Source organism: Archangium lansingense (assembly GCF_026626635.1).
GTDB classification, from domain to species: Bacteria; Myxococcota; Myxococcia; order Myxococcales; family Myxococcaceae; genus Archangium; species Archangium lansingense.
Map to the genome: position 1 here is coordinate 4789680 of NZ_JAPNKA010000001.1, position 25268 is coordinate 4814947.

At 67.5% G+C, this 25268-nt stretch carries 20 protein-coding genes; 9 read left to right on the forward strand and 11 right to left on the reverse strand.

The genetic code is table 11. The annotated features are described in order from the left end of the window. Positions 1–8 precede the first annotated feature (8 nt). Positions 9–1211 carry a hypothetical protein gene (locus tag OV287_RS19640; RefSeq protein ID WP_267535570.1) on the reverse strand — a complete coding sequence of 401 codons (1203 nt, stop codon included), beginning with the start codon at positions 1209–1211 and terminating at the stop codon, positions 9–11. Positions 1212–1421: 210 nt separating this feature from the next. Beyond that, on the reverse strand, positions 1422–2501 hold the full coding sequence (locus OV287_RS19645) for a beta-helix domain-containing protein (protein ID WP_506344832.1): 1080 nt from the start codon (positions 2499–2501) through the stop codon (positions 1422–1424). A gap of 194 nt (positions 2502–2695) precedes the next feature. Between OV287_RS19645 and OV287_RS19650 the strand changes: the two genes are divergently transcribed. The 3 genes from OV287_RS19650 (at position 2696) to OV287_RS19660 (ending at position 4969) form a co-directional block, all read left to right on the forward strand. Next, positions 2696–3151 carry a MarR family winged helix-turn-helix transcriptional regulator gene (locus OV287_RS19650; RefSeq protein ID WP_267535572.1) on the forward strand — a complete coding sequence of 152 codons (456 nt, stop codon included), beginning with the start codon at positions 2696–2698 and terminating at the stop codon, positions 3149–3151. Positions 3152–3242: 91 nt separating this feature from the next. After that, the gene (locus tag OV287_RS19655) at positions 3243–4130 is read left to right on the forward strand and encodes a pirin family protein (protein WP_267535573.1); all 888 of its coding nucleotides are present in this window, start codon (positions 3243–3245) and stop codon (positions 4128–4130) included. A gap of 209 nt (positions 4131–4339) precedes the next feature. Beyond that, the gene (locus tag OV287_RS19660; RefSeq protein WP_267535574.1) at positions 4340–4969 is read left to right on the forward strand and encodes a thiaminase II/PqqC family protein; all 630 of its coding nucleotides are present in this window, start codon (positions 4340–4342) and stop codon (positions 4967–4969) included. Here the strand turns inward: OV287_RS19660 and istB are convergent. The 3 genes from istB to OV287_RS19675 are packed head-to-tail and all read right to left on the reverse strand — an operon-like array spanning position 4909 to position 7510. Further along, a complete protein-coding gene (istB, locus tag OV287_RS19665) occupies positions 4909–5676 on the reverse strand; it encodes an IS21-like element helper ATPase IstB (protein ID WP_267533277.1) in 768 nt (255 codons plus the stop codon). The two genes, OV287_RS19660 and istB, sit on opposite strands and share 61 nt — an antisense overlap. Continuing rightward, positions 5657–7171 (reverse strand): IS21 family transposase, encoded by a 1515-nt coding sequence (gene istA / locus OV287_RS19670; RefSeq protein ID WP_267535575.1) that lies wholly within the window; start codon positions 7169–7171, stop codon positions 5657–5659. The genes istB and istA overlap by 20 nt, the downstream gene beginning before the upstream one ends. Positions 7172–7180: 9 nt before the next feature. Continuing rightward, the gene (locus OV287_RS19675; protein WP_267535216.1) at positions 7181–7510 is read right to left on the reverse strand and encodes a hypothetical protein; all 330 of its coding nucleotides are present in this window, start codon (positions 7508–7510) and stop codon (positions 7181–7183) included. Positions 7511–7939: 429 nt separating this feature from the next. Here OV287_RS19675 and OV287_RS19680 point away from each other — a divergent pair, with 429 nt between their 5' ends. Together OV287_RS19680 and OV287_RS19685 are read left to right on the forward strand one after the other, a co-directional pair. Beyond that, a complete protein-coding gene (locus OV287_RS19680; protein WP_267535576.1) occupies positions 7940–8107 on the forward strand; it encodes a hypothetical protein in 168 nt (55 codons plus the stop codon). Positions 8108–8246: 139 nt separating this feature from the next. Continuing rightward, positions 8247–9254, forward strand: a complete 1008-nt coding sequence (locus OV287_RS19685) for a hypothetical protein (RefSeq protein ID WP_267535577.1) — start codon at positions 8247–8249, stop codon at positions 9252–9254. 903 nt (positions 9255–10157) lie between these two features. Here OV287_RS19685 and ileS read toward each other — a convergent pair. After that, positions 10158–13901, reverse strand: a complete 3744-nt coding sequence (gene ileS / locus OV287_RS19690; protein WP_267542375.1) for an isoleucine--tRNA ligase — start codon at positions 13899–13901, stop codon at positions 10158–10160. 179 nt (positions 13902–14080) lie between these two features. Here ileS and OV287_RS19695 point away from each other — a divergent pair, with 179 nt between their 5' ends. Then, positions 14081–15853: a M4 family metallopeptidase gene (locus OV287_RS19695; RefSeq protein ID WP_267535578.1), complete on the forward strand. Its 1773-nt coding sequence runs from the start codon at positions 14081–14083 to the stop codon at positions 15851–15853. 406 nt (positions 15854–16259) lie between these two features. Here OV287_RS19695 and OV287_RS19700 read toward each other — a convergent pair whose 3' ends face one another. Together OV287_RS19700 and gstA are read right to left on the reverse strand one after the other, a co-directional pair. Next, entirely contained in the window at positions 16260–17579 is a 1320-nt protein-coding gene (locus tag OV287_RS19700) for an amidohydrolase (RefSeq protein WP_267535579.1), read from the reverse strand. A gap of 122 nt (positions 17580–17701) precedes the next feature. Beyond that, positions 17702–18310 (reverse strand): glutathione transferase GstA, encoded by a 609-nt coding sequence (gene gstA / locus OV287_RS19705; protein ID WP_267535580.1) that lies wholly within the window; start codon positions 18308–18310, stop codon positions 17702–17704. 524 nt (positions 18311–18834) lie between these two features. Here gstA and OV287_RS19710 point away from each other — a divergent pair. From OV287_RS19710 to OV287_RS19720, 3 genes are all read left to right on the forward strand, one after another. Beyond that, complete coding sequence (locus OV287_RS19710; RefSeq protein ID WP_267535581.1) at positions 18835–18981, forward strand: hypothetical protein; 147 nt, start codon at positions 18835–18837, stop codon at positions 18979–18981. A 340-nt stretch (positions 18982–19321) separates the two neighbouring features. Continuing rightward, positions 19322–21124: a hypothetical protein gene (locus OV287_RS19715; RefSeq protein WP_267535582.1), complete on the forward strand. Its 1803-nt coding sequence runs from the start codon at positions 19322–19324 to the stop codon at positions 21122–21124. A gap of 147 nt (positions 21125–21271) precedes the next feature. Next, entirely contained in the window at positions 21272–22447 is a 1176-nt protein-coding gene (locus OV287_RS19720) for a DUF6051 family protein (RefSeq protein WP_267535583.1), read from the forward strand. Positions 22448–22516: 69 nt separating this feature from the next. Here OV287_RS19720 and murQ read toward each other — a convergent pair whose 3' ends face one another. The 3 genes from murQ to OV287_RS19735 all read right to left on the reverse strand — a co-directional run bounded on the left by murQ (position 22517) and on the right by OV287_RS19735 (position 25246). After that, positions 22517–23413, reverse strand: coding sequence for an N-acetylmuramic acid 6-phosphate etherase (gene murQ, locus OV287_RS19725; protein WP_267535584.1), 897 nt, complete (start codon positions 23411–23413; stop codon positions 22517–22519). Positions 23414–23433: 20 nt separating this feature from the next. Continuing rightward, positions 23434–23625 (reverse strand): 50S ribosomal protein L28, encoded by a 192-nt coding sequence (gene rpmB / locus OV287_RS19730; protein ID WP_043403428.1) that lies wholly within the window; start codon positions 23623–23625, stop codon positions 23434–23436. Between the two features lie 100 nt (positions 23626–23725). Next, on the reverse strand, positions 23726–25246 hold the full coding sequence (locus tag OV287_RS19735) for an NAD(P)-binding protein (protein ID WP_267535585.1): 1521 nt from the start codon (positions 25244–25246) through the stop codon (positions 23726–23728). Between the last annotated feature and the right edge of the window lie 22 nt (positions 25247–25268).

A 25268-nucleotide genomic window follows, 5' to 3' on the forward strand; every position in this document is an offset into this window, starting at 1 on the left:
GAACCTTCCTACGTGCTCTGGGCCGACTCTCCGGAGATGATCGGGGGCCGTGGAGACGCACCCGGCTTGCCCTCGGTGGGTGTACCCGTGGCCGATGGACCCTGGGTCGGTGTCCCTGGTGACGGTTCGCTCTTCTCCGCCATGACGAACAGCTTGTTCACCACCCGGTCCATGATGGGACTGAGGAAGCGCTCGGCGGAGAAGCCCACGGCGATGATGAGGATGGCGTAGGTGCACACCAGGGCGTCGTTGTTGCCCAGGACGATGCGCAGGGCGGGCTGGAGCTGTCCCGCGCCCTGCAACGGATTGAGCGGGCCCAGCATGGGGGTGGCGGTCTCGATGCTGAAGAAGAGCTGGGAGATGGCCAGCAGGTAGAAGAGGAACGCCGCGACGGCGCCGATGGAGGGCTTGACGAACAGGTAGTAGACGAACTGCCGCCAGAAGGGGCCTCGCACGACGAGGACCGGCCTGTCCGAGAGCATGTTGGCTGTGATGGCACCGCCCGCCCCGAGCAGGATGAGCGACAGGGTGCTCATCGCAGGTCCCTTCCAGGGCAGTTCGATGGGGTTCTTGAGGATGAGCCCGGCGAACTGCGCGGGCAGGTGGCCCACCAGGGTCAGGACGAGCAACAGCACCAGCAGCGAGCCGCTGAAGCTGCGAATCATCATGGTGAGGTCGAGCTGCAGGAAGTACTTGTCCGAGTGTCGGAGCACCTGACGCAGCGCGCTGCGCAGGACCTGCCGGGCGTGGCGCAGCTTCGCTTCCTCCTCGGGCTTCAGGCTCTCCACCCGATAGGCGAGCCCCGTGATGCACCGGACGGCGACGCACAGCGGCCCCGACTTCTCATCGGCGCCCAGCCAGGTGGAGCGCGCGATGGGCTCGTGGATGTTGCGCCGGAAGTTCTCCTCCACCATCAGGGCTTCGGTGGCGAGCATGTCGAGAGGCAGGATGAGCAGCAGATCCGCGTCGACCCCATGGACGAGCTCCCAGAACTGGCAGTTGTCCAGCGGGAGGCGCGGCCTCCAGCGCCGTGCCTCGAGCCATCTCCTGGCCTGGTCCAGGCGTTCGCGCAGGTTGTTGCTGACGGCCCGGGCCTGAAGGTCGTTCGGACCCTGTGCCCGTTGCTCGTCCAGGAAGCTCAGGGTGGACTCCAGACTTCGCACCTTTGCCCAGCGTCTGCCTCCGCGGAGATGCTGCTGGGTGGCTCCCATGGGGTGACCTCCTCCAGGAGGAAGAGGTGCCCGTGCAGGGTTGTGACTCCGCCAGGACGGAGGGAGGGCCTGCTTCCCCGCCCGGCCAGCGCAGTGCTGACTCCGCGCTCAGGACGGACGTGTGCCGTTCACGGATGCACATCGCGGGTGGCGAGCGCGAGCCGTGTCATACCCAGGGGAGGAGCTGTTGTTGACGGACAGGGCGCCTCGTCAGCCAGGTGCCGTGAGGATCCACCGCTCCAGGTGCCGTGGCCGTGGCCCTGGTGGCAGACTGGAGACACCCGAGAGGGCTTTCTCGAGGCGTTCCTGCTCCTGTCTCCAGCGCCGGACGCCAGGGCACTCTGGGGATTCGTCCACCTGTGGCACGCGGGCGCACTCCTCCCGTGCGGGAGGATCCGCCGCCGAGCCCCCGGTCTTTGGAGGCGGGCGAGGGGGGGCCGCACGGTCCGGAGCGCGCATCGCACGGAGTGTTTCATCCGGAGGTGGTGTTTCAGGGGCCCTGTTCGGTGGGACGGGCAGCCTAGAGGGTCTTTGCCTGAAGGAGTCGATGGTCTCCGCCGCCGGCTGGACGGTGGTGACGCGCGCGCTGGCCTCACCTGTCGAGCTGACGGGGACGGCAGGCGCCGTGACCGGCATGCGCTCCGCCAGCGGGGTGGGGATGGAGAGGTTCTCGTCGCGGAGCCGGGGACTGGCCTCCGTGAGGACGCGGCGGTCGCGGATGCTGGGCTCGCTTGGAGGAGGGGACTGGGGGGCCGCCATCCGCGGGGTCTCCGGCTGACCTTGTCCGCACCCGCTCAGCTCGTTGTCCGCCAGCGTGGCGGTGCCCCAGCTCACGTGGATGCAGTCCTTCGTGGCGGCGCTCACGGAGGTGTTCTTCACCGTCGCGCTCATGCCCAGCGAGATGCCCTGGTGCGCCTGGGTGATGACGGCGCCGTTGATCTCCGTGCCTCGGCCCCCGCGGACCCGGATGCCGTACCAGGCGCCACTGCCGCCGTGGGAGGTGAGCTCGACCGGGCTCGCCGAGGTGCCGCGCACCACCAGCGTCCCGTCGACAATCAGCTCCACCCGCTGCGAATCCACTCCGGACTTCAGCGCGTCACCAGGCGCGGCGATGACTTGAACGCCGGGCTCGAGGGTGAGTTTCGTGCCCCAGGCCACGGTGACATCGCCCTTGAGCACATAGGGGCTTCCACTCCTCGTCCAGACGGTGGAGGAGGAGATCGTTCCCTGCACGTCCGTGGCGAACGCCAGGGCAGGCATCAGAAGCAAGGCAAGCAGTACGGCGCGCATCACGGAGCCGATGCTAGTGCGCTCTCGGTCGAGTCGTGGAGGACCGTCCGGAGTGCGGCCGGGCGGGCTGGCGCCAGACCGCGAAATCGGATGGGATGGGGGCACGCACTTGCGAACGGCCCGGAGCTGGATTAGTTCCAATACGAACCTTTTCGTCCGCAGCCTTCACGGTGCGAACCTTTCGGGCTTGAACGATGCCGACTCGCTATAAAGGCAGCGCACGGGAAGTGCGGGCGCTCGACACGTTCGTCAAGCTGACCCGGGCGACGGAGACGCTCAACGCACAGCTCCAGCGTCACCTGGCCAGCTTGGAGATCACCCCGCCTCAGCTCGCGGTGCTCGAGGCCCTGCTGCATGTGGGGCCGATGAGCCAGAGCGAGCTGGGCCGCAAGCTGCTGCGCAGCAACCCCAACATGACGGCGCTGCTGGACAACCTCGAGCGCAACAAGTGGATCCAGCGCGAGCGCAGCCCGGAGGACCGCCGGGTGGTGGTGGTGAGCCTCACCCCCGAGGGCCGGCGCGTCATCGAGCGGGTGTTTCCCGCCCATGCCGCCCATGTCACGGCGCTAATGGCGGCCCTGACCGTCGACGAGCAGGAGACGCTCGGCGCGCTCTGCAAGAAGCTGGGCCTCTCCCTGTCCGGGGAGTAGGCGAGCTGGCGCCCTGTCCCGCAACGAAGTTTTCGCTCGCGCATTTAGTTCCAGTACGAACCATTAAGGTTCGAAGTAAAGGGAGGAAGTCATGAGCAAGGCGAGCACGAGCACGCGGTCCGTTCTGAGGGTGGTGCAGGCCATCCGTACTCTCGAGGGCGAGGGCTTCCTGGTGCGCCGGCCTTTCCCCATCCAGGGGTTCATGCAGTTCGATCCGTTCCTCCTGCTGGACGAGCTGGGGCCGGTGGCGCTGCCGCCGGGCGAGGCGAAGGGTGCGCCGGATCACCCCCACCGGGGCTTCGAGACGGTCAGCTACATCCTGGAGGGCCGGCACGAGCACCAGGACTCGGCGGGGAATGCAGGCGAGCTGGGTCCCGGGGACGTGCAGTGGATGACGGCGGGGGCGGGGGTGGTGCACTCGGAGATGCCGGCGCGCGACTTCGTTCGCACGGGCGGGCGGATGCACGGGTTCCAGGTGTGGGTCAACCTGCCCCGGCGCGACAAGATGATGCCGCCGCGCTACCAGGAGGTCCCCTCCGCGCGCATCCCGGTGGCCTCGACGCTGGATGGCCGGGTGCAGGTGAAGGTGATTGCCGGCGAGTCGCTCGGCGCACGCGCGGTCATTGATACGCGTACGCCCATCCAATACCTGCACTTCACGCTCGCGCCGGGGGGCCGGTTCGAGCAGCCGGTGCCCCGGGATCACAACGCCTTCGCCTACGTGTTTGGGGGCGAGGGTCAGTTCGGCCCGGAGGGAACTCGAGCGGTGGACGGGCAGGCGGTGCTGTTCGCCAACGACGCGGACTCGGTGGTGATGGAGAACACGGGGGATGAGCCCCTCCAGCTCCTGCTGCTCTCGGGAGTGCCCTTGAAGGAGCCGATGGTGCGCTACGGGCCGTTCGTGATGAACACCCAGGCGGAGATCATCCAGGCCTTCGAGGACTACCAGAGCGGGAGGATGGGGCAGATCCACCGCTGAGTCGCTTCTCAAACGGCTCCTGGAGGCCCAGGCGTCCCAGCAGTTGCGCCTGGGCCTTCGCTACACCTTCTGTCTCATGCGCTCGAGTCAGTAGGTGCAGGCCCGGTTCACGCAGGCGCCCTGCTGGCCTCTCGGTTGCCACATGGGAGCTGCGCGGCGTTCGAGGGGGTGCAAGAGTATCACGATTGCACTTCCAGTGAGGGTTCCTCATGAAGAACGCAGCCCAGGTGGTGAAGGAGATTGGCGAGGCACTCCGGGATGTGGACGAGCAACTCCGCCACCATCCCTATCCCGCTGCGCTGGAGCGGGGCGAGGTATCCGTGAAGGCGCTCCGGGCCTTTCCCGGAACCCAGTACCACGTCGCCACGAGTGATCTCCGCTCGATGGCGATGATGGTGCAGCGGTTCGGCCACACGTCCGCGCGCGGCTTTCTCAACGGGCTCTTGCAGGGCGAGTTCGCCGCGCTGGATGGCCTGCGGGTGCTGGCTCGCCGGTTGGGGATGACGCAGGAAGAGCTGGAGCGATACGAAGTCACACCCGAGGGCTTCGCCTACGCCACGAACATGGCCTGGATGGCGGCCAACGTGTCAGCGGCGGAGTTCGTGGTGGGCATCCTGGTCAACTTCCCCATGTGGGGGTTCACCTGTGGCCGGATGAGCCGGGCGCTGCGAGCGCGCTACGGCTTCACGGAATGTTGGCGTTCACGAGGAAACGCGGAAATTTGGACTGGGACGCTGGAGGTGTGCCGGGGGTCCGGCATCCCGGTCCGAGGTGAGGCTCAGCGCTTGGACTTCGCCCTCCTGGTCGTCGCGGCCTCCTCGGCCTCGCGGCGGCGGTAGCTCTCGCCTTCGATAGCGAGGACGTCCGCGTGGTGGATGACGCGGTCAATCAGCGCGGTGGCGCACGCGGCGTTGGGAAAAATGGTCGGCCAGTCCGAAAACGCCAGATTCGTGGTCATCACCAATGAGCGTTGTTCATACCTGCGCGCCACGACTTGAAAGAGGAGGTCCGCGTTGCGCGCGTCGTAGGCGAGGTAGCCCATCTCGTCGATGACGAGCAGGCTGGTGCGGCTGGTGTAGTGGCGCAGGCGGCGGTCCAGTGCGCGGCTGGTGTCCTGGGCGCCCAGGTCGAGCAGCAACTGGGAGGCGGTGACGAAGAGAGCGGAGTGCCCCTTGAGGACGGCCTGGTGGGCGATGTTCTGCGCGATCATCGTCTTGCCCAGTCCCTGAGGGGCGACAATGACGACGTTGCGCGCGCGCTCCAGGAAATCCAGGCGCAAGGCGGACTCGACGGCCTCGCGGTCAATCTTCTTGGGCCATCCCCAGTCGTAGTCCGCCATGGGCTTGAAGCGGCCAAGGCGGCTGCGAGACAGGCGCCGCTCGAGACTTCTGCGGCCGCGTTCCTTCTGCTCCTCGTCGGCCAGGTGCTCCAGCAACTCGGTAGCGCCCCATCTGGCCTTCGTGGCGCGGGCGATGAGGTCCGCGAGGCCCTGGGAGGTGGCGTGCAGTCCGAGGGAGGCCAGGCGGTCAGCGAGTGGAGTCGTCATCGGCGGAGTCCTTGTCGAGGAGGCGGTCGTAGTCGGCGAGGGAGTGGGGGCGGGTGCGGGAGGCGGCGATGCGCGGGTCATCCGGCAGCACCACGGTGAGTGGTGGAGGCTGACGCTGGCGGCGAGCGCGCTGGTCCAGGAGGTGGGCCACGGCGGGGGCGCTCACCGCCCCCTTGCGCAGGGCCTCGGCGAGGGCCTCATCCAGGGCGCGTGCGCCGTGGAGCGTAAGTAACTTCAGCAATTGAGCAGTGTGGTGTGACAGCGAGAGGTCGCGCTGGGCGAGGGCCGCGAGGAAGCCCTCCGCCTGCTGGCAGGAGGCGCGCAGCAAGTCTCGGCCGCGCAGCTCGTGCGCGCGGGCCTTGGCGTCGGCGAGGGCGGCGAGGTGGCCGGGCTGCTCCAGGGTGCGGCCCTTCTCGAAGCAGCGCGGGTGGGAGGCCACCTCCTCGGAGCCGTCCAGTACGCGTACGCGTGTCTCGGAGGCCACCAGGGTGAGGGGCTTCTTCACCAGGGTGTGTGGAATGGAGTAGTCGTTGGAGTCGAAGCGCACGTAGGGCGTCTTGCCGGAGGCGACGGGGCGCACCACGTCCGTGGGAAACGGGTGTGCGGGCAGGGGCAGCAGCCGCGGGCGTTCCTCCTCGAGGGCCGTGGCGACGGTGCGCCCGGTGACGTCGCCGGGCAATTGGCGCGCGTGGGCCACCTCGGCCGCCCACCGCGCCGCTTGAGAGTTGAGGTCATCCACGCCGCTAAAGGTGCGCGCGGCGAAGAAGGAGTCGCGCAGGTAGCGGATGGTGCGCTCCACCTTGCCCTTCTCGTTGCCGCGGTAGGGGGCGCAGGGCTTGGGTGCGAAGTGGTAGTGGCCGGCCAATTCCAGCAGGCGCGGGTGGAAGCGGATGGCGTCGCCGGCGCGCTCGAGCACCACGGACTTCAAGTTGTCGTACAGCAGCGCGCGCGGCACGCCCCCCAGCGCCTGGAAGGCCAGCACGTGGCCCCTGAGGAAGCTCTCCAGCGTCATGTCGAGGAAGAAGCGCGCGTAGAGGGCGCGGCTGTGGCCCAGCACCATGACGAAGCAGCACAGAGGGCGGCGCGTGTTGCCCACGGACAGCGTGCCGAAGTGTCCCCAATCCACCTGGGCCTCCTCGCCCGCAAGCGTGCTGCGGCGCAGGAAGGCCTCGGCGCGAGAGGTGGGACGCACCGTGCGCACGTAGCGGCGCACCTGGAGCGGGCCACCCACGTAGCCGCGCGCCTTCACCATGTGGAAGAGGCGCATGGCGGTGAGGCGTGGGTGGGCCTCCAGGGTGGCTTGGATGAAGCCCTTGTAGGCATCCAGCAGCGTGGGCCTGACGGACTTCACCCCCGTGCCGCTGACGCGCTCGAGCGTCAGGGCGCGCCGGACGGTGTCGTGGTGCACGCTCAGCTCGGAGCAGATGGTGCCCACCTTCCAGTGCTCGGCGAAGTGCAGTCGGCGGATGCGGGCGGCGAGTTCGGGGGAAATCATGGGCCCACCTCACGGCGGACGGGCAGCCCTGAAGCGCCGGCCCACGTGGGTGCGCGCAAGCGTGGTGTGGCGCAGGAAGGGACTCTGACGCCCGCACGAGGTGCAGGCGGGGATGGAGGGCGGCGGTGCATGCGGCAGTGGCCTCGCTGCGCTCGGCTCCGCGGCCACCTGCGTGGCGGCCGGGGCCGGCGCGACGGGCACACTGGCTGTCCGCGCCACGGCAGCGGGAGACTGATGCGTCACTTTCTCTCGCCGCCGCTCCCGCCAGGCCGCCTGCCGCGCGGCATGTGCGTGCCGTCCGTCCCGGGTGCGCTGGTAGCGCGCACCAGCCGCGCGCATTGACTCCGCCCGCGCCCTTCGACTGCACGGCGGCCCGCAGTAGCGCTGGCCACGGTCGCACGCAGAGCAGAGGAAGAACACCTGCCGACACTCGGGCCGGCCGCACACCACGAAGCGCAGCGCCTCCACGACACTCCTGCGCGCGCCGGCTTCTGGCGCCGCGCCCCGGAGTGCGCTACCTCTTCCTCACCGGCTCGCCCCTCTCGCACACCAGGGCGCGCCTCCAAGGAGGGCCCTCCAGCCGCTACTGGTGGGCCTTCCGTCTTTTCAGGACGCGCGCGACCGTGGACTCCACCGGCGCACTCTCCCCCCCTCAACTTCTCGGCCACACCCATCTCAGGGAGTGGTCTTGAAGTCAGGCAACTCCCGGCGACCCATGACCAGGAACCTGCGCTTCCTGGTGACCATCAACACACGGAACAAGAGACCGTGTTCCTGGATGGCTTCGCGAACCTGCCACCATTCGAAGACGCCGTACTCCCCATCATCCAGGAAGGGCTGGATCAGGGCGTAGAGCCCCGGTTGCTCCTTCGTTCGGCCCGCTTCTTCCAGGCCTACGAGAAGATGTTCTGGGACGCGATGATGGCAGCGGCCTAGGGAGCGCTCGGCCCCTGGGCGTTTCACGGACGTGTGACGAGCCCGCGCGGCCTCGCGCGCTTCTCCTTCACCCCGAGGGTCGGACTAGAGTTCGTACCGGGCCATCATCGGCCTGAATACGATTCTTGGGGGTTGAATCATGTCACGCTCGTTGCGCTCTCTTCCGCTCCTCGCCGCCTCGTGTCTGCTCCAGACGGGTTGTGCGAGTCTCATCAAGCAGGTCTCCTCGGAACTGGGAGGAACTCCGAGGACCAAGGCCGTCACAGTGACGCAAAGCGGTTGGAGCAGCACCGCGCCGGCCGGTGAGACCGCGCCCCCGAAGCAGGTCGAGTTCGAGGCGGGACAGCCCATCCACGGATGGTTCACGGTCAATGAGACCCTTCGCGACATTTCCAGCAAGAATGTCTACGTTTCCATGTTCTGGACGGCCAATCCCTCGCTGGCCGATCCCCAGAAGCTCCAGGAGTACGTCCAGGTCCAGGACGCCGCCTACAAGCCGGACTGGAAAGAGCTCGAATCCGGCGGTGGCGGCATCTGGCGCCACAATTTCAAGCTTTCCGAGGCCCAGGCCGCCCAGAAGAGCTTCGTTCAGCCGTTCCTGGTCCCGGAGATCGGCGCGGAGGACGATCACCGGCTGTGGCTCTTGAACAAGCTGGCCTCTGGCTCCGCGAACCGCTCCAAGTTCACCGTGCTGGTCCGCTACTCCTGGCCAGCGGGAAACGAGAAGCGGTACGACGCGTATGACCACTTCTTGCTCAACACCGGCAAGGGCAGCTACGACGCGATGCAGCTGGCGGTGGGCTCCAAGGTGGTCATTCCCAACCCCCAGAAGGTGGATGCTGCACTGGAGAAGGAGATCCTCCAGGCCGCCAACCTGAAGTGGGGCCCCACGGAGAAGAAGACCTATTTCAAGGCCATCCTCAATTCAGAGGACTGGGCGCGCTCGACCTCGGGCACCACCGGTGAGGTGGTGGGCCGTGTCATGGACGTGTGGCTGCTCGCCCGGAGCAAGGACAAGAAGGCCTGCTACGCGGAGCCCATGGAGGCCTCGCAGCAGCACATGTCCGCCGGTGTGTTCGGACAGGCTGTGGTCGACGATCGGGAGAACATCTACCGGGTCGATTGCGCCCGCTTCAAGGGGATGTAGTCCCGCCCGGGGCGGGTGAGCCTTTCGTCATCACCTCCAGCCGTCAGTCCGGTGAGCGGCCTCGAGCAGGCTGCTCCCGGCAGAGCACGGTGGTTGTCCTTCTTGAAATCTGACAATTTGGCGCTCCCGCCAGGGGAGCGGTGGACCTCATCACAGCTTGTTGCCACACGAGCAACAGGAGCGGCGAGTGATGAGGAGTTATGACAGCCTTTGGTCCGGGCTTGTTGCTTCGGGAGCAACGAATTGAGAGGGGAATGAGGAAGTGATGTCGTTGTGAGTGCAAGGGATTGACGTGTTTCCGTGAGATTTGTACGGTGAACACCAGACCCGCTGACAGGAGTCAGACATGAAGAAAACCCTGCTCGTCCTTGCAACGTTTGTCGTTACTGTCGTGTCTGGTTGTGGTGGCACCGAGATGGAGTACGACGAGGGCGCCCTGGGACAGAGTGAGAGTGCGCTCTCCACCTGTTCGACGACCTGCCCGAACGGAACCCCCCTCTCCTGTCAGGGGAACACCTGTTCCTCCACGAATGGCCAGAGTGTCACCTGTGATGGCGTCACCCAGTCCTGTGGGCTCGTCATTGATCCCACTCCGCTCTGTTCTTCGAGAAACTCGTGCACGAATCTCAATGGAACGACGTGCTCGACCATTGGCTCCACGCGCAGCTGCTGCGTCGGTTCGGCCAACGCGGGAGTCTGCCATTGCCTCGGCAACAGGAAGTGGGCGTGCAATAGCCTGATCGATCCTGGCCCCGGCCCGCTTGATCCCAGCCCGCTCGATCCCCGGAACCCCGGGTCCCTGTAGTTCCACGCTGCCGGGTCGAGGGCTGGCATCTCAGCCCTCCCGGTCGTGAGCAGTCACTCCAGCGGCGGGACTTGGGGGTCCCGCCGCCGGGGTTTTGGTCAGGCGCGCTCCACGCGGATGCGGGCGGGCAGGCCGTTGAGGCTGAGCTCCTCCTCCTGGCCGGTGAGACCCTCGGGGCCCACCTTCAGCTCCGCGGCGAGTGTCTCGCGCGAGATGGACTCCCGCGCCTCCTGAGCCACCTTGCGCACCCGCTCATCCCCATCCACCCAGAGGCGGATGCGGTCCGTGTAGCCGAGCGCCATGTCCTTACGCGCCGCCTGCACCCGCGCGAGCAGCTCGCGCACCAGGCCCTCATCTACGAGCGCCTCCGTCAGCTCCGTGTGCAGCACCACCACACCCACGCCCGCGCCCGCGGCGGCGTAGCCGGGGTTGGCCTCTACCAGCACCTCCAGCTCCTCGGCGGGGAACACCATGGGCTCGCCCTCGACGGTGAGAGCCACCTTGCCCTCACGCGACAGCTCTCGCTGCAGCAGCCGACTGTCGGCGGCGTCGAAGGCCTTGCGCACCGGGGCCAGCTTGGGTCCGAGCCGGCTGCCCATCGCACGCAGGTTGGGTCGCACCTTGTAGCGCACCACGTCCGCCTCCCGGCCCTCTTCCAGGAAGCGCACCTCGTGCACGTTCAGCTCGTCCGCGATGAGGTCCTGGTAGACGGCCACGCGCTCGCGCAGCTCGCGGCGCGCGAGGATGATGTCCGCGTGCGACAGCGGCTGGCGCACCTTGAGCTTGTTGTCCGTGCGCACCTTGAGGCCCAGGGACACCAGCTCGCGCACCGCGCCCATCTCCGTGGAGAGCGCCTCGTCCACGAGGCTCATGTCCGGCTCCGGGAAGCGGCCCAGGTGGACGCTCCTGGGCTGGGACTTGGGCCACGGCCGGCCCACCAGGTTGCCCCACATCTCCTCGGCGAAGAAGGGGACGAAGGGGGCCGACAGCGCGGCGATGGTGGTGAGCGCCTCGTACAGGGTGAAGTACGCGTCCAGCTTGTCCTGCTCCAGGCCCGGTCCCCAGAAGCGCTCGCGGCTGCGGCGCAGGTACCAGTTGGAGAGCGCGTCCACCAGCGCCACCTGCCGCTGGGCCGCCTCGTACACCTGGTAGGCATCGAGCGCCCGGGCCACGTCGCGCACCACGAGCTGCACCTCGGACAGGATCCACCGGTCCAGCACCGTGCGCTGCTTCGGCTCACGCCAGCCGATGCTCCGGCGGATGGCGAGCCACGGCACCTCGGTGGCGTCCGCGTTGCCCCGCGCCGGCGAGAAGCCGTCGATGTTCGCGTAGATGGTGAAGAACGAGTAGACGTTGCGCAGCTTGACCTGGAAGTCCTTCTGCAGGAGCCGCACGTTGCTCAGCGAGTGGCGCGTGTTGGACCAGGTGGGGCTGGCCGCGTAGAAGAACCAGCGGAACGCATCCGCGCCCGGCGAGCGGCTGGCCGGATCCTGGAGCACCACGCGTGCGGTGGGCGCCAACCGGGGCACCTCCACCGGCATCACGTCCGCGCCGCGCGCCGAGGGCGCCACGCCCAGCGCCTCCAGCTCCTTCTTCGAGAGCAGCACCACGCGCCGCTTGAGCTTCTTGTGCGCCTTCACCGTGAGGGTGACGGCCTTCTCCGGCGCGTCCGGCCGGAAGACGCGCACCTTGGCGCCCTCCTGGATGTCCAGCCCCTCGAGGTCCTCGCGGGCGATGAGCGCCTCGCCAGCCACGCCGGGGGCACCGGCCGCCTTGTCATCGAGCACGGCGAAGTCCATCCGCACTTCATCGAGGATGATCTCCGGCGGGGTGTAGTTGCCCTTGGACTTGGACTCCTTCTTGCCCTCCTTGTCGGAGACGTGGCCGAGCACGATGCAGCTCTTGTAGGGCATGGGCCAGCCGCGCGCGGGAGCCAGGCCCTCGCGCTTCTGCGTGTCCTCGTCGAACACGAGCGTGCTGATCATCAGGAGTGAGTAGAACCAGCCGCGCGTCTGGTCGATGGCCTCGGAGATGAAGTCGGCGGGGAAGGCCTGGGCGAACTTGTCGCGCGAGCCAGCCGCGTGCGGGTAGCCCCACTGGGCAAACGGCATGCACCCCGAGTCGAACCACACGTCCACCACCTCGGGCACGCGCACGAAGCGGCCGGGGGTGCCGGGCTTCTCGTAGGTGACCTTGTCGATCCACGGCTTGTGGACGATGAGGTGCTCGGCGCTGGTGGCGGCGGTGGGGCGGGTGGCGAGGAAGGCCTTGAGCTCGGCCTCCACGGCGGCGAGGTTGCTGCCGGGCTTCTCGCGCAGGGCCAGCAGAGAGGGCACGGCCTCCACCTCACCCGTCTCCGAGTGGACCCAGAGGGGCAGGGGAGTGCCCCAGTAGCGCTCGCGCGAGAGGGCCCAGTCCACGTTGTTGGCGAGGAAGTCGCCGAAGCGGCCCTCCTTGATGTGCTCGGGGACCCAGTTCACCGCGCGGTTGTTGGCGATGGCCCGGTCCTTCACGGAGGTGGTGCGGATGTACCAGGCGGGCCGGGCGAACTGGATGAGCGGATCATCATCGGCGCGCCAGCAGAAGGGGTACTCGTGGCGGTACTGCTCGACGAGCTGGAGCAGTCCGCGCTCCTTGAGTTCGCGCTGGATGTCCTTGTCCGCGTCCTTCACGAAGCGGCCGGTGAGGTGGGGGAAGTCCTCGGAGAAGGTGCCGTCGGGGCGGATGGCGCAGAACATCTCCAGGGCCTCGGGCTTGGAGAAGCGGGTGCGCTCGCGGCGGAAGGCCTCGTAGTCGTCCTCGCCAAAGGCCGGGGCGATGTGGACGATGCCCGTGCCGCTGGTGAGGGTGACGAAGTCCGCGCCGATGACGCGCCAGGCGGGCGAGTCCGTGCCCCCGTCAACGAGCGGCAGCTCCGTGTTGCCCACGCGCTGGGCGTACACGTCATAGGGGGGCGAATAGCGCCGGCCCACGAGCGTGCTGCCCTTGAACGTCTCGAGGATGGGCAGCTCCTTCTTGAGCTTCTTGCTCAGCTCCTCGCGGAGGGCGGCGGCGATGATGAGCTTGCGCTCGCCGGCGTCCACGGTGACGTAGTCCACCGAGGGGTTGACGGCGGCGTACATGTTGGACGGGAGCGTCCAGGGCGTGGTGGTCCAGATGAGGAGCGCGGTGCCGGGCGAGTCTCGCAGCGGGAAGGCGACGTAGGCGCTGGGGTCATCCACGGTGCGGTAGCCCATGCCCACCTCGCCCGAGCTGAGCGCGGTGCCGCCCTGGGGCCACCACCAGACGATCTTGTGGCCGCGGTAGAGCAGGCCCTTGCGGTACAGCTCGGCGAGCGCCCACCAGACGCTCTCCACGTAGCTGCGGTGGTAGGTGACGTAGGCCTCGGGCAGGTCCACCCAGAAGCCGATGCGCTCGGTGAGCCGCTCCCACTCGTTGGTGTAGCGGAAGACGGACTCGATGCAACGCTCCGTGAAGGGCTCTACACCGTAGCGCTCGATCTCCGCCTTGCCGTGGATGCGCAGCTCCTTCTCCACCTCGACCTCGACGGGCAGGCCGTGGGTGTCCCAGCCGGCCTTCCGGGGGACGCGGTAGCCGCGCATCGTCTTGTAGCGGGGGAAGAGGTCCTTGATGACGCGGGTGAGGACGTGGCCGTTGTGGGGCAGGCCGTTGGCGGTGGGCGGGCCCTCGTAGAAGACGAAGGTGGGCGCGTCCCCCCGGCCCTCGAGCGTCTGCTCGAAAATTCGGTGCTCCTTCCAAAAGGCGAGGGTGCGGCGCTCGTCAGCCGGGAAGTCGATCTCGTTGGGGACCGTGGCGAACAGGGGGGCGGAAGGCTGGGACATGGCGCCGGAGTGATAGCACCGCGTCATCACGGGCTCTCCGGTTCTTGTGACCGTTCAGGAGTGAGCCAGGTCATCTAATTAATCCTGGAAAATTACGACTTGACGAAAGTCTCCTTTTCTTGGAATTTGAGAGGAGAGTTCGGCTTTCCGCTGAACCCGAGGAACCGGAGGAAGTCCCGATGCGTCTTCGTCGATTTGTTTCCCTCGTCCCCCTGATGGTTCTGGGCAGCGCCTGCGGTGTTGAGACCGTGGACGCTGACGCTCAGCCCGCCGGTGACATCTCGGTGATGTCCGAGAGCCGTGGTCTGCAGCAGCTCAAGGCCCAGCGTCCGGACTTCTTCCGTGGCGCGGGTGACGTGTCGCTGAAGCGCGCGCTGCGCGACGAGCGCGGCCTGTCTCACGAGCGCGTGTCGCAGAGCCTCCGGGGCGTGCCCGTGTTCGGCGCCCAGGCCATCCTCCACCTCAACGCGGACGGCTCCGTCGCCTCCATCACCGACCGTCTCACGCGTGACCTCAAGGTCGACACGACTCCCAAGCTCCGGGCCGAGGAGGCCACCCAGCTCGCCATCGCCCAGGTGGGCGGCGCGAGCACCCTGACGGGCACTCCGAAGGCGGACCTGCAGATCCTCCCCGAGAATGGCGGGGCCCACCTGACCTGGCGCGTGCAGCTCGAGAGCGTCAAGGCCGATGGCTCGCCCTCGCAGCCGAACCTCTTCATCGACGCGCACACGGGCGAGGTCGTGAAGCAGTTCGACAACCTGAAGACCACCCGCAACCGCAAGACCTACACGGCCAGCAACCGCACCACGCTGCCCGGCTCGCTGCTGCGCTCCGAGGGCCAGGCTCCGGTCTCCGACGCCGTGGCGAACGCGGCCCACGACAACGCGGGCTTCACCTACGACTTCTACTTCAGCAAGTTCGGCCGTGACAGCTACGACGGCGCCGGCACCACCCTCACCTCGTCCGTTCACTACAGCCGCAACTACGTGAACGCGTACTGGGACGGCACGCAGATGGTGTACGGCGATGGCGACGGCACGCAGTCCGGCCCGCTCACCGTGCTCGACGTGGTGGCCCACGAGCTCACCCACGCCGTCACCGACACCTCGTCGGACCTCGTGTACGCGAACGAGTCGGGCGCCCTCAACGAGGCCATGTCCGACATCTTCGGCTCCTCCATCGAGGCCTTCCGGGATGGTGCGGTCAGCGCCAACACCTGGAAGATCGGCGAGGAGTGCTGGACCCCGGCCACCGCGGGTGACGCGCTTCGCTACATGAACGACCCGGCCATCGCGGGTGACTACGACTACTACCCGACGCGCTACACGGGCACCTCCGACAACGGCGGCGTGCACTGGAACTCGGGTATCGCCAACCTGGCCTTCAAGCTGATGGTCACCGGTGGCACGCACCCGCGCGGCAAGACGAGCAACGTGGTGCCCGCGCTCGATGCGGACGCGTACGCCAGCATCATGAAGGGTGCGGCCATCTTCTACCGCGCCAACACGGTGTACCTCACGCCGGGCAGCACCTTCTCCGAGGCGCGTGGTGCCACGGCGCAGGCCGCCACCGATCTCTACGGCTCGGCTGCTGCCACCTCGGTGAACGAGGCCTGGGCCGCGGTGGGCGTGGCCGCTCCCCCGACCTGGACGGTGCTCACCACGGTGAGCAACCTGTCGGGTGCCAAGAGCAGCAACACGAACTACACCTACGTCACGCCGGCCGGCGCGACGGCGATGAAGTTCGAGACGATTGGCGGCACGGGTGACGCCGACCTGTACGTGAAGTTCGGCAGCGCGCCCACCACCACCAGCTACGACTGCCGCTCGGCGGGTGCGACCGCCACGGAGAGCTGCACCATCAACGGGGCGAAGCAGGGCACCTACTACGTCCTGATCAAGGCCTACACGGCTTTCTCGGGCGTCACCTACAAGGTGAGCTCCGGCCAGTAGTTCCGAGCCTCACGGAAGTCTTCGGCCGGCGCGGTTGCCACTCCTGGCGGCCGCGCCGGTCGGTTTTTGGAGATGAATCTATGCCCCCCGTCTCTGGCATCCATCTCGACGACTCCCTGTGGCCCCTCGTCATCTCCACGAGAGGAGTGTCCACGAAGTTCTTGGACATAGTCCGAGAGCCCGTAGAGGTCCCCTCTCCCTCTGGGAGAGGGCTAGGGTGAGGGTCTTCCCTCGGACTGCGTCATCGCGAGGGAACTCAAGGCAGAGGGTCGCAATGGGGGACGGATGCTCCGTGATGTGAGCAGGGGCGCGGAGCACGGGTGTAGACCCTCACCCCCCGCCCTCTCCCAGAGGGAGAGGGGGCATGCGCAACACGACTGTGTCCGAAAGCTTCGTGGACACTTCGCTAGGGCTTGCCCAGCAGCTCCAGGGCGGAAGTGGTCAGGGTGGTGACGCCGGTGCGGAGGGTGCGCTCCCGGTCCGGGGCGAAGAGGGGCGAGTGCAAGGAGGGCAGCGTCTCGCCCGCTGCCTTGGCCTCCGCGTGCCGCTTCGGCTCGACGGTGCCCAGCCAGAGCATCACCGCGGGGACTCCCGCGAGGCTGTACTCGGAGAAGTCCTCGCCGCCCATGACGGGCTGGGCCTCACGGATGTTCTCCTTGCCGAGCACCCGGGTGACGGCGCCGATCAGCCGCTTCGTCAGCTCCGGATCGTTGTAGGTGGCGGGCGTCCCCTCCGTGACGGCCACCTCGGGCTTGCGGGGCGCGCCGGCCGCGGTGGCCTCGGCATTCACCACGCGCTCGATGCCGGCGAGGAGCTGCTTGCGGACCTCGGGCTTGTAGGAGCGCACGGTGAGCTGGAGCTTCACCTCGTCCGGGATGATGTTGTGCTTGGTGCCGCCGTGGACAGAGCCCACCGTCACCACGGCGGGCTCGAGGGGGGACTTCTCCCGGCTCACGAGCGTCTGCAGCGAGAGGATGGTGCGGGCCGCGAGCACGATGGGGTCCACGGTGGTGTGCGGGTAGGCGCCGTGCCCGCCCTTGCCGTAGAGGGTGATGTCCACCGAGTCCACGTTGGCCAGGGCATAGCCGGACACGTACTCGACGGAGCCCGCCACGGCGGAGGCGCTGTTGTGGACGGCGACGGCGAAGTCCGGCTTGGGGAAGCGCTTGTAGAGGCCATCCTCGAGCATCCGCCGCGCTCCGCTGCCCCGCTCCTCGGCAGGCTGGCCCACCATGACGAGGGTGCCGCGCCACCGGTCCTTCGCGCGCGCCAGCAGGGTGGCGGTGCCCGTCCAGACCGTCATGTGGACGTCATGCCCGCAGGCGTGCATCACGGGCACGCTCTGGCCGGAGTCATCCTGAGCCATCACCTTGCTGGCATAGGGGAGTCCCGTCTTCTCCTCCACCGGGAGCGCATCCAGGTCGGTGCGCAGCAGCACCGTGGGGCCCTTTCCGTTGCGCAGGACCGCCACCACGCCATGGCCGCCGACCTTCTGCGTCACCTCGAACCCCAGCTTGCGCAGGCGCTCGGCGAGCTTCGCCGCGGTCTTCTCCTCCTGGAGGGAGAGCTCCGGGTTCTGGTGCAGCTCCCTGTAGAGGGCGTCGAGCTCGGGGTAGAGCGCGTCGAGTCCCTCGAGGGCGGGGGAGGGAGCCTTCGCGGCGAGTGCGGGGCCGGCGGGCCAGACAATCGCGGCGAGGACGAGGGCGAGGAGGGAAAGGGCTTTCACCGTGCGGTCTCCGGTCCGGAACAGGGGCGCCGACTACAGCACGGCCGCGCCAGCGCTGCCCATTCCTCCGCGCACGGGGTGCTCGGGCCGTGATGAGGCCCGGGCACCGGGATTTCAGGGGATTACTTCAGCAGGCCCTCGGCCTTGAGAGCCGCCTGCACGTGGGGACGGCTGGCCACGCGCTCGTGGTAGGCCTTCAGCACCGGCCACTGGCCCAGGTCGATCTTCACGAACGCCGTCCAGCTGAGGACGGTGAAGAGGTAGGCGTCAGCGACGGTGAACTGCTCGCCCGTGACGTAGGGACCCTTCTCCAGATAGGCGTTCAGGTAGTCGAAGCGCTTGGCGAGGTTGTCGCGGACGATCTTCTTCGCGTCCTCGGGGTACGTGGGGTTGAAGAGGGGGCTGAAGCCCTTGTGCAGCTCGGTGGTGATGAAGTTGAGCAGCTCCTGGAGGCGGTAGCGCTCCAGGGTGCCGTTGGCCGGAGCGAGCTTGGACTGGGGTGCCTTGTCGGCGAGGTACTGAACGATGGCGGGGCCCTCGGTGAGGGTGCTGCCGTCCTCGAGCTGAAGGGTGGGGACCTGGCCCTTGGGGTTGATGGTGTTGAAGTCCTTGTCGGACTCCGTCTTCTTGCTGCGCAGGTCGACCTTCTCAACCTCGAAGGACAGGCCCGCCTCGCGCAGGACGATGTGCGGCGACAGCGAACAGGCACCCGGGGCGTAATAGAGCTTCATCTGTGAGGACTCCTGGAAGTTCGCCTTGGTGTAGGCGGCCGGGCAATTTGCACGTCTTCCTGCGCCAGCGCCACCAAATCCACTCGCACTGGGAGTCTCAGTGGGAAGACGCGCTGTGCCGGCCGCGGACCGTCCGTGCGAGGCCGTTTCACGGTCATGGTTGGAGCCCTACGTACTTCCCATACTCCAAGCCGTCGGTGTCAGGGCCAAACTGTATCCACGTCAGACGAGCGCTCATCCCCAGACAGGGGAGAGGACCTCGAGGCCGGTCGGGGCTGTGTGTGGTTTGGACTCTGGAGACCGCGAAATGCAAAGTGAATCAAGTACACGTGGAGTTTTTTCGGCTCCATCGCCTACGACAGCGACCCCCAGTTCGCCTCTCCGTTCTTCGATCCGAACAGGTTCTACATGTCTCGCGGCCGGCGCCTGGCCTGGCAGGTGAAGGAATACCCGTTCTCGTTCGATTCCTCCTTCAACAATCTGAATTCCTATAACGATACGTTGAATGCCTGCCCATCACCCGGATGATGGACATCCTCAAGGCCAACGGGGCCAGGCGCCCGGATGGCTTGCTGCTCACCTTCGACCCGGCCAATCCCGAGACGGACACCGCCGTGGGCGGTGTGAACTACTGCGACCAGTTCGTGAAGGTGGACCTTTTGACGGGGTGAGTCGAGGCCAGGGGAGGATGCCATGAGGCCCTGTCCTGGCCTTCGTCATTTCTGGTGACGGGCATACAGAGAAACACGTACGAGGCTCGCGGGTGCTCCAGAAGGACTGCGCAAACCTTTCATACCGCAAACCTTTCATACCGCAAACCTTGCAGGGCTTTCGTGATGAGTCTTACGCTCTTACGGCAGCTTTGTTGTCAGGGCGCATGAGGCGCTCATTCGATGTCAGGGTTTGCTTTCGCTATATGCAGGTGCTTGCTCATTGAGGTATCAAGGACGCCGCCTCGAGGCCGGTCGTGGCCATGTGAGCCGTTGAGCATCCACCCCAGGAGCCCGTGACATGCGCAGTGATTTGGGTAGACGTGTAGGTTTTTCGAGGCGGTCGTCCGGCCAACGGCTGGGATTGACCGTGGGGCTGGTGGCGGTCGGGGTGTCAGGGCTGCTGCCCCTCCCGGTCCGGGCGCAGGAGGTCCCGTCGGGGGTCGTCTTCCTGGTGGACAACAGCGAGTCCATGCAGGACTTCCCGCAGTACCTGCCCGAGGTCTTCACTCCCGGCTGGAACCCCCCCGTTCCCAACCCGGGGAACGGCCAGCGTGGCCAGGACAGTGAGTTCGGGCACTTCATCAACACGGGCTGCACGGACCCGGCACTGGTCGCCGCGATGAGCTGGTTCGACAAGTACAGTCCGGATGCGGCCAAGAACGGCTCTGTCATCTACGACAACGACGCGGACTTCGGTACGACGCCCTTCTTCGAGCCAGGCAAGTTCTACCATGCGCGCGGCCGGCGCGTGGCCTGGGAGACGGAGGACTACCCGTGGTCGCTCAGCTCCTCCACCTCGTCCCTGAGCGGGCAGACGACTGCCCTGTATGCGTGCTACGAGATCACCAACTGGAAGACGAGTGATGGCTGGTACAACTCGGAAGTGATGCAGGAGTGCGAGCAGTGTCTGGCCACCAAGGGGTGGTGGCGTGGTCCGCTCATCACCGCGAACACGGGTGATTCCTTCAACGACGACGATTTCCCGCCCGCTCGGAAGGAGTCGATAACAGGAGAGGCGCCGCCCCCGCCCGAGGCGTACCGCAAGTGGGTGCTGAGCGGCCGCGTGCTCAACGTGCGTCCGCCCAGGTTCGTGATTGCGCGCAAGGCGCTCAAGGACGTCATCAGCACGGTGTCCAACACGCGCATGGGCGTGGCCACCTTCGGAAGGGATCACGGCTGGTACGACCCGCCGGAGATGCTCGAGAAGATTCGTCCGACGTGCGACCAGTCCTCTCCGACCATCAACGAGGCGGCGCTGAACCGGCCCAGGCTGAGGCAGGCCGTCAACCAGGTGGTGTTTCGCAACATCGAGCGCTCCCTCGGCGAGGCCCTGTTTGGTCTGGGTGGCTACTTCTCCTCGCAGGTGGTGGATGGCAAGTGGTCGAACTGGTTCCAGCAGCCCGTGAGCCCCGGGTACTTCGGCTGGCCGGGTTGCTGCAACGGCGGCACCTACAACAACACGCACACGGGCCAGGAAGGCGTCTTCTGGGGCATGGCGTCTGACGAATGGCTCAAGCCTCCCAAGACGGCTTTGGGCATCTATCTGCCGGGTCAGCCCTGGGAGGGGACCGGGTATGACCGAGCCGTCTGCAATGACTCGCAGAACAACGCCGTCATCGTGGTGACCAGCGGAACGCCTCGTTACGACAACAGTGTGCCCATCACCAAGATGATGGACATCCTCGAATCCCATGGAGCCAGGCACCCCGATGGCTCGCTGCTCACGTTCGACCCGTCCAACCCCGAGACAAACCCCAACGTGGGGGGCGTGAACTACTGCCACCTGTTCGGCGCCACCAAGGCAACGTGTGACTACGGCATGGAGGCCTACAACTGGCCCACCGGCCTGGGCGTGGGCAACAAGAACTTCATGGATGACGTGGCCTTCTTCCTGTCGCACATGGACCTGCGCGGCGACATGCCGGGGAGCCAGACGGTGCGCACGTTCGTCGTCGGCTACGGCGATAGCAGCCCCATGCTCCAGAGCATCTCCCTGGCGGGCAAGGGGAGCTTCTTCCGGGCGGATCAGCCGGGCACGATGCGAGATGCCCTCTTGTTCGCCGTCTCGCAGAGCCGCGTGAACAGCTGCTCCGCGCCGTAGTGCCCACGCTCGTGGGATGAGCTCAGGCCAGGGGAGGGCGCTGTGGGGCCCTGTCCTGGCCTTTGTCATCTCCTCCGCGACACGCGCCTGGCCGATTCCGTGACACCATGGGGGACGGGATGGCGGTCTGTCCCTGGGAGGGGTTGCATGAGCTACGTCGGCACGTTCCGCAGACTCGCCGAGGCCTTTGAAGACGGGCGAGGCGCCGGATCCATGGACACCGGGCTCGTGCTGCACCAGCGCCGATTCCGCTCCGCGGAAGAGCCTGCTGATGGGGGACCGCAGCCGCTCCCGGTGCCGGAAGGCGCTCTCGAACCCGAGTCCCTCAAGGGGCTGCTCGACCGGGATGACGGCGTCGAGGAGAACCTCGAGTTTCCGTACCGGGTCGTCGCGCCGCCCGGGTGCGAGCGGAGCTCCCGAGGGGTGGTTCTCCTCCATGGCCTCAACGAGCGCCGCTGGGAGAAGTACCTGCCCTGGGCGAAGACCCTCGTCGAGGGGCTGGGCGTGCCCGTCATCCTCTTTCCCACCGCCTTCCACATGGACAGGTCCCCGGCCATCTGGGCCGATCCGCGGTCCATGCGGCAGCTCAGCCGCGAGCGCATGCGCCGCATGCCGGAGCTCGAGGCCTCCAGCTTCGCGAACGCCGCCCTGAGCACCCGCATCCACGCCCGTCCGGACCGCTTCATCTGGTCGGGCGTGCGCACCCTGAGGGATCTCTCTCGCCTCTCCGAGAGCGTCTACCGGGGAGACGAGCCGCTCCTCGCGCCCGGTGCCCGGCTCGACGTCTTCGCGTACTCCATCGGCGCCTTCCTGGCGGAGCTTCTCTTCATGGCCGATGACGGCGGACGGTTCGCCGACTCGCGGCTCGTGACCTTCTGCGGCGGCTGTCTTCTGTCGCAGACGTCGCCGCTGGCCCGGGAGATTCTCGACAGCGCGGCCGCTCGTGCGCTGCACGTGTTCCTGGAGCAGCTCGATTCGCACAAGCAGCACCGGCCCGCGCTGGGCAGGCTCCTCTCAGAGGACGCCGTGGGCCGTGCCTTCGAGCTCATGGTGCGTGATGATCGGCACCATGCCGAGCGCGAGGCCGCTCTCCATCGGATCGGCTCGCGGGTTCGGGCGATCCCGCTTCGCAAGGACACCGTGATGCCGGCCGAGGCCGTGGCCGGGACGCTCTCGGGCTCCGGCGCTCGGGTGGAGATCCTCGATATGGCGTACGACTATGATCACGCGAACCCGTTTCCCCTCCAGGGGGTCGACGAGGCAGAGGTCGAGCGCGGCTTCACGGCCGTGTTCGAGCGCGCGGTGGAGTGGTTGCGCGGGTAGCGCCACGGGGTTGAACCTGACTGTTTCCGGCACCCTCACCCCGTCCCTCTCCCGGAGGGAGAGGGGTTGTCAGGCCAGGTCTCTCAACGGGGTTTGTTTCAGGCGGCGCTTTGCTTCCTTCGCGGGCAGCCCCGTGAAGTGCATCGCTAGTGCGACCTTCACCTCATTGCCCGCCTGCTCCAGCAGCCGTTTGGCCGCCGCCGGTGTCAGGTCCGTCAGCTCCGCCACCATTCGTGCCGCCCGCTCGCGCAGCTTCTCGTTCGTGGGCCGCACGTCCACCATTCGTCCCCGGTACACCTTGCCCAGCGACACGAAGGCCGCCGTGGTGAGCGCGTTGAGGATCAGCTTCGTCGCCGTGCCCGCCTTCAGCCGCGTGCTGCCCGCCACCAGCTCCGGCCCCGTTTCGGCCAGCAGCACGTGGTCCGCCTTCGCCTTCGGGCCTGGCCGGTTGCAGCACACCAGCACCGTGCGCGCTCCCCTCCGCCGGGCCTCGTCCAGCGCGCCTAATACGAAGGGCGTCCGGGCACTCGCGGAGATGCCGCACACCACGTCCCGGGGGCTCACGCGCAGCCGGTTCATGGATGTGGCGCCGGCCTCGGCGTCATCCTCCGCGCCTTCGACCGCGCGAGTCATCGCCCGGCGTCCACCGGCGATCACCGCTTGAACCTGGCTGGGGGAGGCTCCGAAGGTGGGGGGACACTCACTCGCGTCGAGCACCCCAAGGCGCCCGCTGGTTCCCGCTCCCACGTAGAGCAGACGGCCACCCGCCCGCAACGCATCCGCCACGGTCCGAGCCACTCGCGCCACTTCGGCGAGCGCGGGACGGACCGCACGGACGGCGACTTCATCTTCTTGATGCAACCGGCGGACGACCTCCTCCGTAGAGACGAGGTCCAGGTCCTCCGACCGGGGGTGCTGCCGCTCGCTGGGCGGGAGCGCGGTCTTCTTCGAGCGCGATCTTCCCACCCGCGAGCTCACGGGCGACCTCAGGCTGCCTTGGTCACCTTGCCCGCCTTGATGCAGCGGGTGCAGGCCAGCACGCGCTCCGTGCGGCCCTCAACGGACGCCCGGATCTTCTGCAGATTCGGGAGGGTCCGCTTCTTCGTCTTGTTGTTCGCGTGGCTGACGTTGTTGCCCACGAGCGGCCGCTTCCCGCAGATGTCACACTTCCAGGCCATGACTGCCAACTCCTTGAAATCAGGGACGAATTGAAAGCCCGCCCTAAGAGAGCGGCGGAACCTATCTACAAACCACCCGAAAATCCAGTCTGATCGGGCCTCAGCGCTTGAGGACCGCCTTCTTCTTGAGCATCTCCTGGACGAGGCGGACCGCCCGGGCACCCGCCAGGAACTCCCCCTCGAGCCCCAGGCCCGGGAGGACCTCGCGTCCGGCCAGCAGCAGGTTCTTCGTGGGAGTGTGCTGCTTCAACCCCGAGACGCCCAGCACCGCTTCCGTGTCGAAGACGTAGTGCGGGTGGGGCATGAGGCGGCTGCCCCGCACCGCGCCGGCATCCAGGTAAGGGGCCGAGCGCAGCAGGCGCTTGTCCTTCGAGAAGGGCATCAGCGCGTCGAGGTGGGCGTCGATGCGCATGGCCAGCGACTGGAGGTAGCCCTCGCCCAGGTCTCGCACGCTGGCGGGGACGAAGCCTCCGGCGCAGACGACGCGCAGCGAGGGGTCTTCCTTGCCGTCGGGCGTCCGGGCGGGGTGCTGCTGGAGGAGCAGGGGGCCCAGCTCGGCGTCCTGGGTGTCCACCAGCAGCAGCTCTCCCATTCCGCGCGGCACCACCGCCTCGGGCAGCACCCAGTTCACCGCGAAGAGGAAGGACTTGAGGGTGGACAGGTCCAGGTGCTCGCTCAGGCCGCGGTGCTTCTTGCGGTCCGTGATGAGCCGGCGCAGCGCCCCCGCGTCAGTGGCAGACACCAGGCACGAGGCCCGGTAGAGCGTGTCCGAGCGCAGCAGCTTCACCGCGGAGAAGCGGCTCCCCTCGAAGTGCAGCTCCTCCACCACGTAGGTGTCGGTGTTCTCGGGGCTGAGCAGGTCTCCTCCCAGCTCCACGAGCCGCTCGAAGAGGAGCTGGCGCAGGCCATCACGCCCACCCGGGTAGCGCCAGGGCGTCTGCAGCGCCTGGGACAGGGCGCGCGTGCGCGCCAGGGGCGTGTTGGGCTGATCCAGGTGGACGAGGAAGGGCAGCAGGCCGCGCAGCAGCTTCGAGGGCTCGTCCTCTCCCGCCAGGCGCGGCTCCGTCTGGAGCCCCGGGTGCTGGCCCACGCGCTTCTTGAGGTTCCAGGACTCCAGGATGCCGTCCGGCGGCAGCGGCGGACCTTCCTTGAAGAAGGTGTCGGAGGGCTCGTGCTGGAGGGCGGTGGCGGTGACGTCCGCGAGGATGCGCTCGCCGTTGGCGTCGAACTCGCGCAGGAGCTCGGCGCGGCGGCGGACCGCGTCGGCGTGCAGGTCCACGCGGTGGCGCGGCATCACGAGCTGCAGCTCGGGCACGTGGGGCTGCTGGTTGCGCTGGAGCGCCGTGTTGAGCGACAGCTCGGTGAAGGCCTCCTCCACCGCGGGCATCGTCTTGAGGGCCGGGGCGATGAAGGGCGCGTAGGGCAGCACGAAGCCATCGTGCTCGTAGCCCGGCCCGGTCCCGTCGTGCTCCACCAGGAGCACGCTGTATCCCCGCTTGGCGAGCAGTGCCGCGGCGAGCGCTCCGCCGAGCTGGCTGCCCAGGACGATCACGTCATAGACGTGCCGGGAGGGCGCCGTGGCGGAGGGGAGCGGCTTGGATTTGGCGACTGGCGTCGGCATTGCGGGGCGCACACTACACACG

Coding starts and splice junctions, on each gene's coding strand:
- OV287_RS19710 (WP_267535581.1), top strand. CDS start 18,835: ATGATGGACATCCTCAAGGCCAACGGGGCCAGGCGCCCGGATGGCTTG.
- OV287_RS19645 (WP_506344832.1), bottom strand. CDS start 2,501: ATGCGCGCCGTACTGCTTGCCTTGCTTCTGATGCCTGCCCTGGCGTTC.
- rpmB (WP_043403428.1), bottom strand. CDS start 23,625: ATGGCCTGGAAGTGTGACATCTGCGGGAAGCGGCCGCTCGTGGGCAAC.
- OV287_RS19735 (WP_267535585.1), bottom strand. CDS start 25,246: ATGCCGACGCCAGTCGCCAAATCCAAGCCGCTCCCCTCCGCCACGGCG.
- OV287_RS19685 (WP_267535577.1), top strand. CDS start 8,247: ATGTCACGCTCGTTGCGCTCTCTTCCGCTCCTCGCCGCCTCGTGTCTG.
- istB (WP_267533277.1), bottom strand. CDS start 5,676: ATGACGACTCCACTCGCTGACCGCCTGGCCTCCCTCGGACTGCACGCC.
- OV287_RS19660 (WP_267535574.1), top strand. CDS start 4,340: ATGAAGAACGCAGCCCAGGTGGTGAAGGAGATTGGCGAGGCACTCCGG.
- istA (WP_267535575.1), bottom strand. CDS start 7,171: ATGATTTCCCCCGAACTCGCCGCCCGCATCCGCCGACTGCACTTCGCC.
- OV287_RS19675 (WP_267535216.1), bottom strand. CDS start 7,510: ATGCGCGCGGCTGGTGCGCGCTACCAGCGCACCCGGGACGGACGGCAC.
- OV287_RS19720 (WP_267535583.1), top strand. CDS start 21,272: ATGAGCTACGTCGGCACGTTCCGCAGACTCGCCGAGGCCTTTGAAGAC.
- gstA (WP_267535580.1), bottom strand. CDS start 18,310: ATGAAGCTCTATTACGCCCCGGGTGCCTGTTCGCTGTCGCCGCACATC.
- OV287_RS19655 (WP_267535573.1), top strand. CDS start 3,243: ATGAGCAAGGCGAGCACGAGCACGCGGTCCGTTCTGAGGGTGGTGCAG.
- OV287_RS19650 (WP_267535572.1), top strand. CDS start 2,696: ATGCCGACTCGCTATAAAGGCAGCGCACGGGAAGTGCGGGCGCTCGAC.
- ileS (WP_267542375.1), bottom strand. CDS start 13,901: ATGTCCCAGCCTTCCGCCCCCCTGTTCGCCACGGTCCCCAACGAGATC.
- OV287_RS19640 (WP_267535570.1), bottom strand. CDS start 1,211: ATGGGAGCCACCCAGCAGCATCTCCGCGGAGGCAGACGCTGGGCAAAG.
- OV287_RS19715 (WP_267535582.1), top strand. CDS start 19,322: ATGCGCAGTGATTTGGGTAGACGTGTAGGTTTTTCGAGGCGGTCGTCC.
- OV287_RS19695 (WP_267535578.1), top strand. CDS start 14,081: ATGCGTCTTCGTCGATTTGTTTCCCTCGTCCCCCTGATGGTTCTGGGC.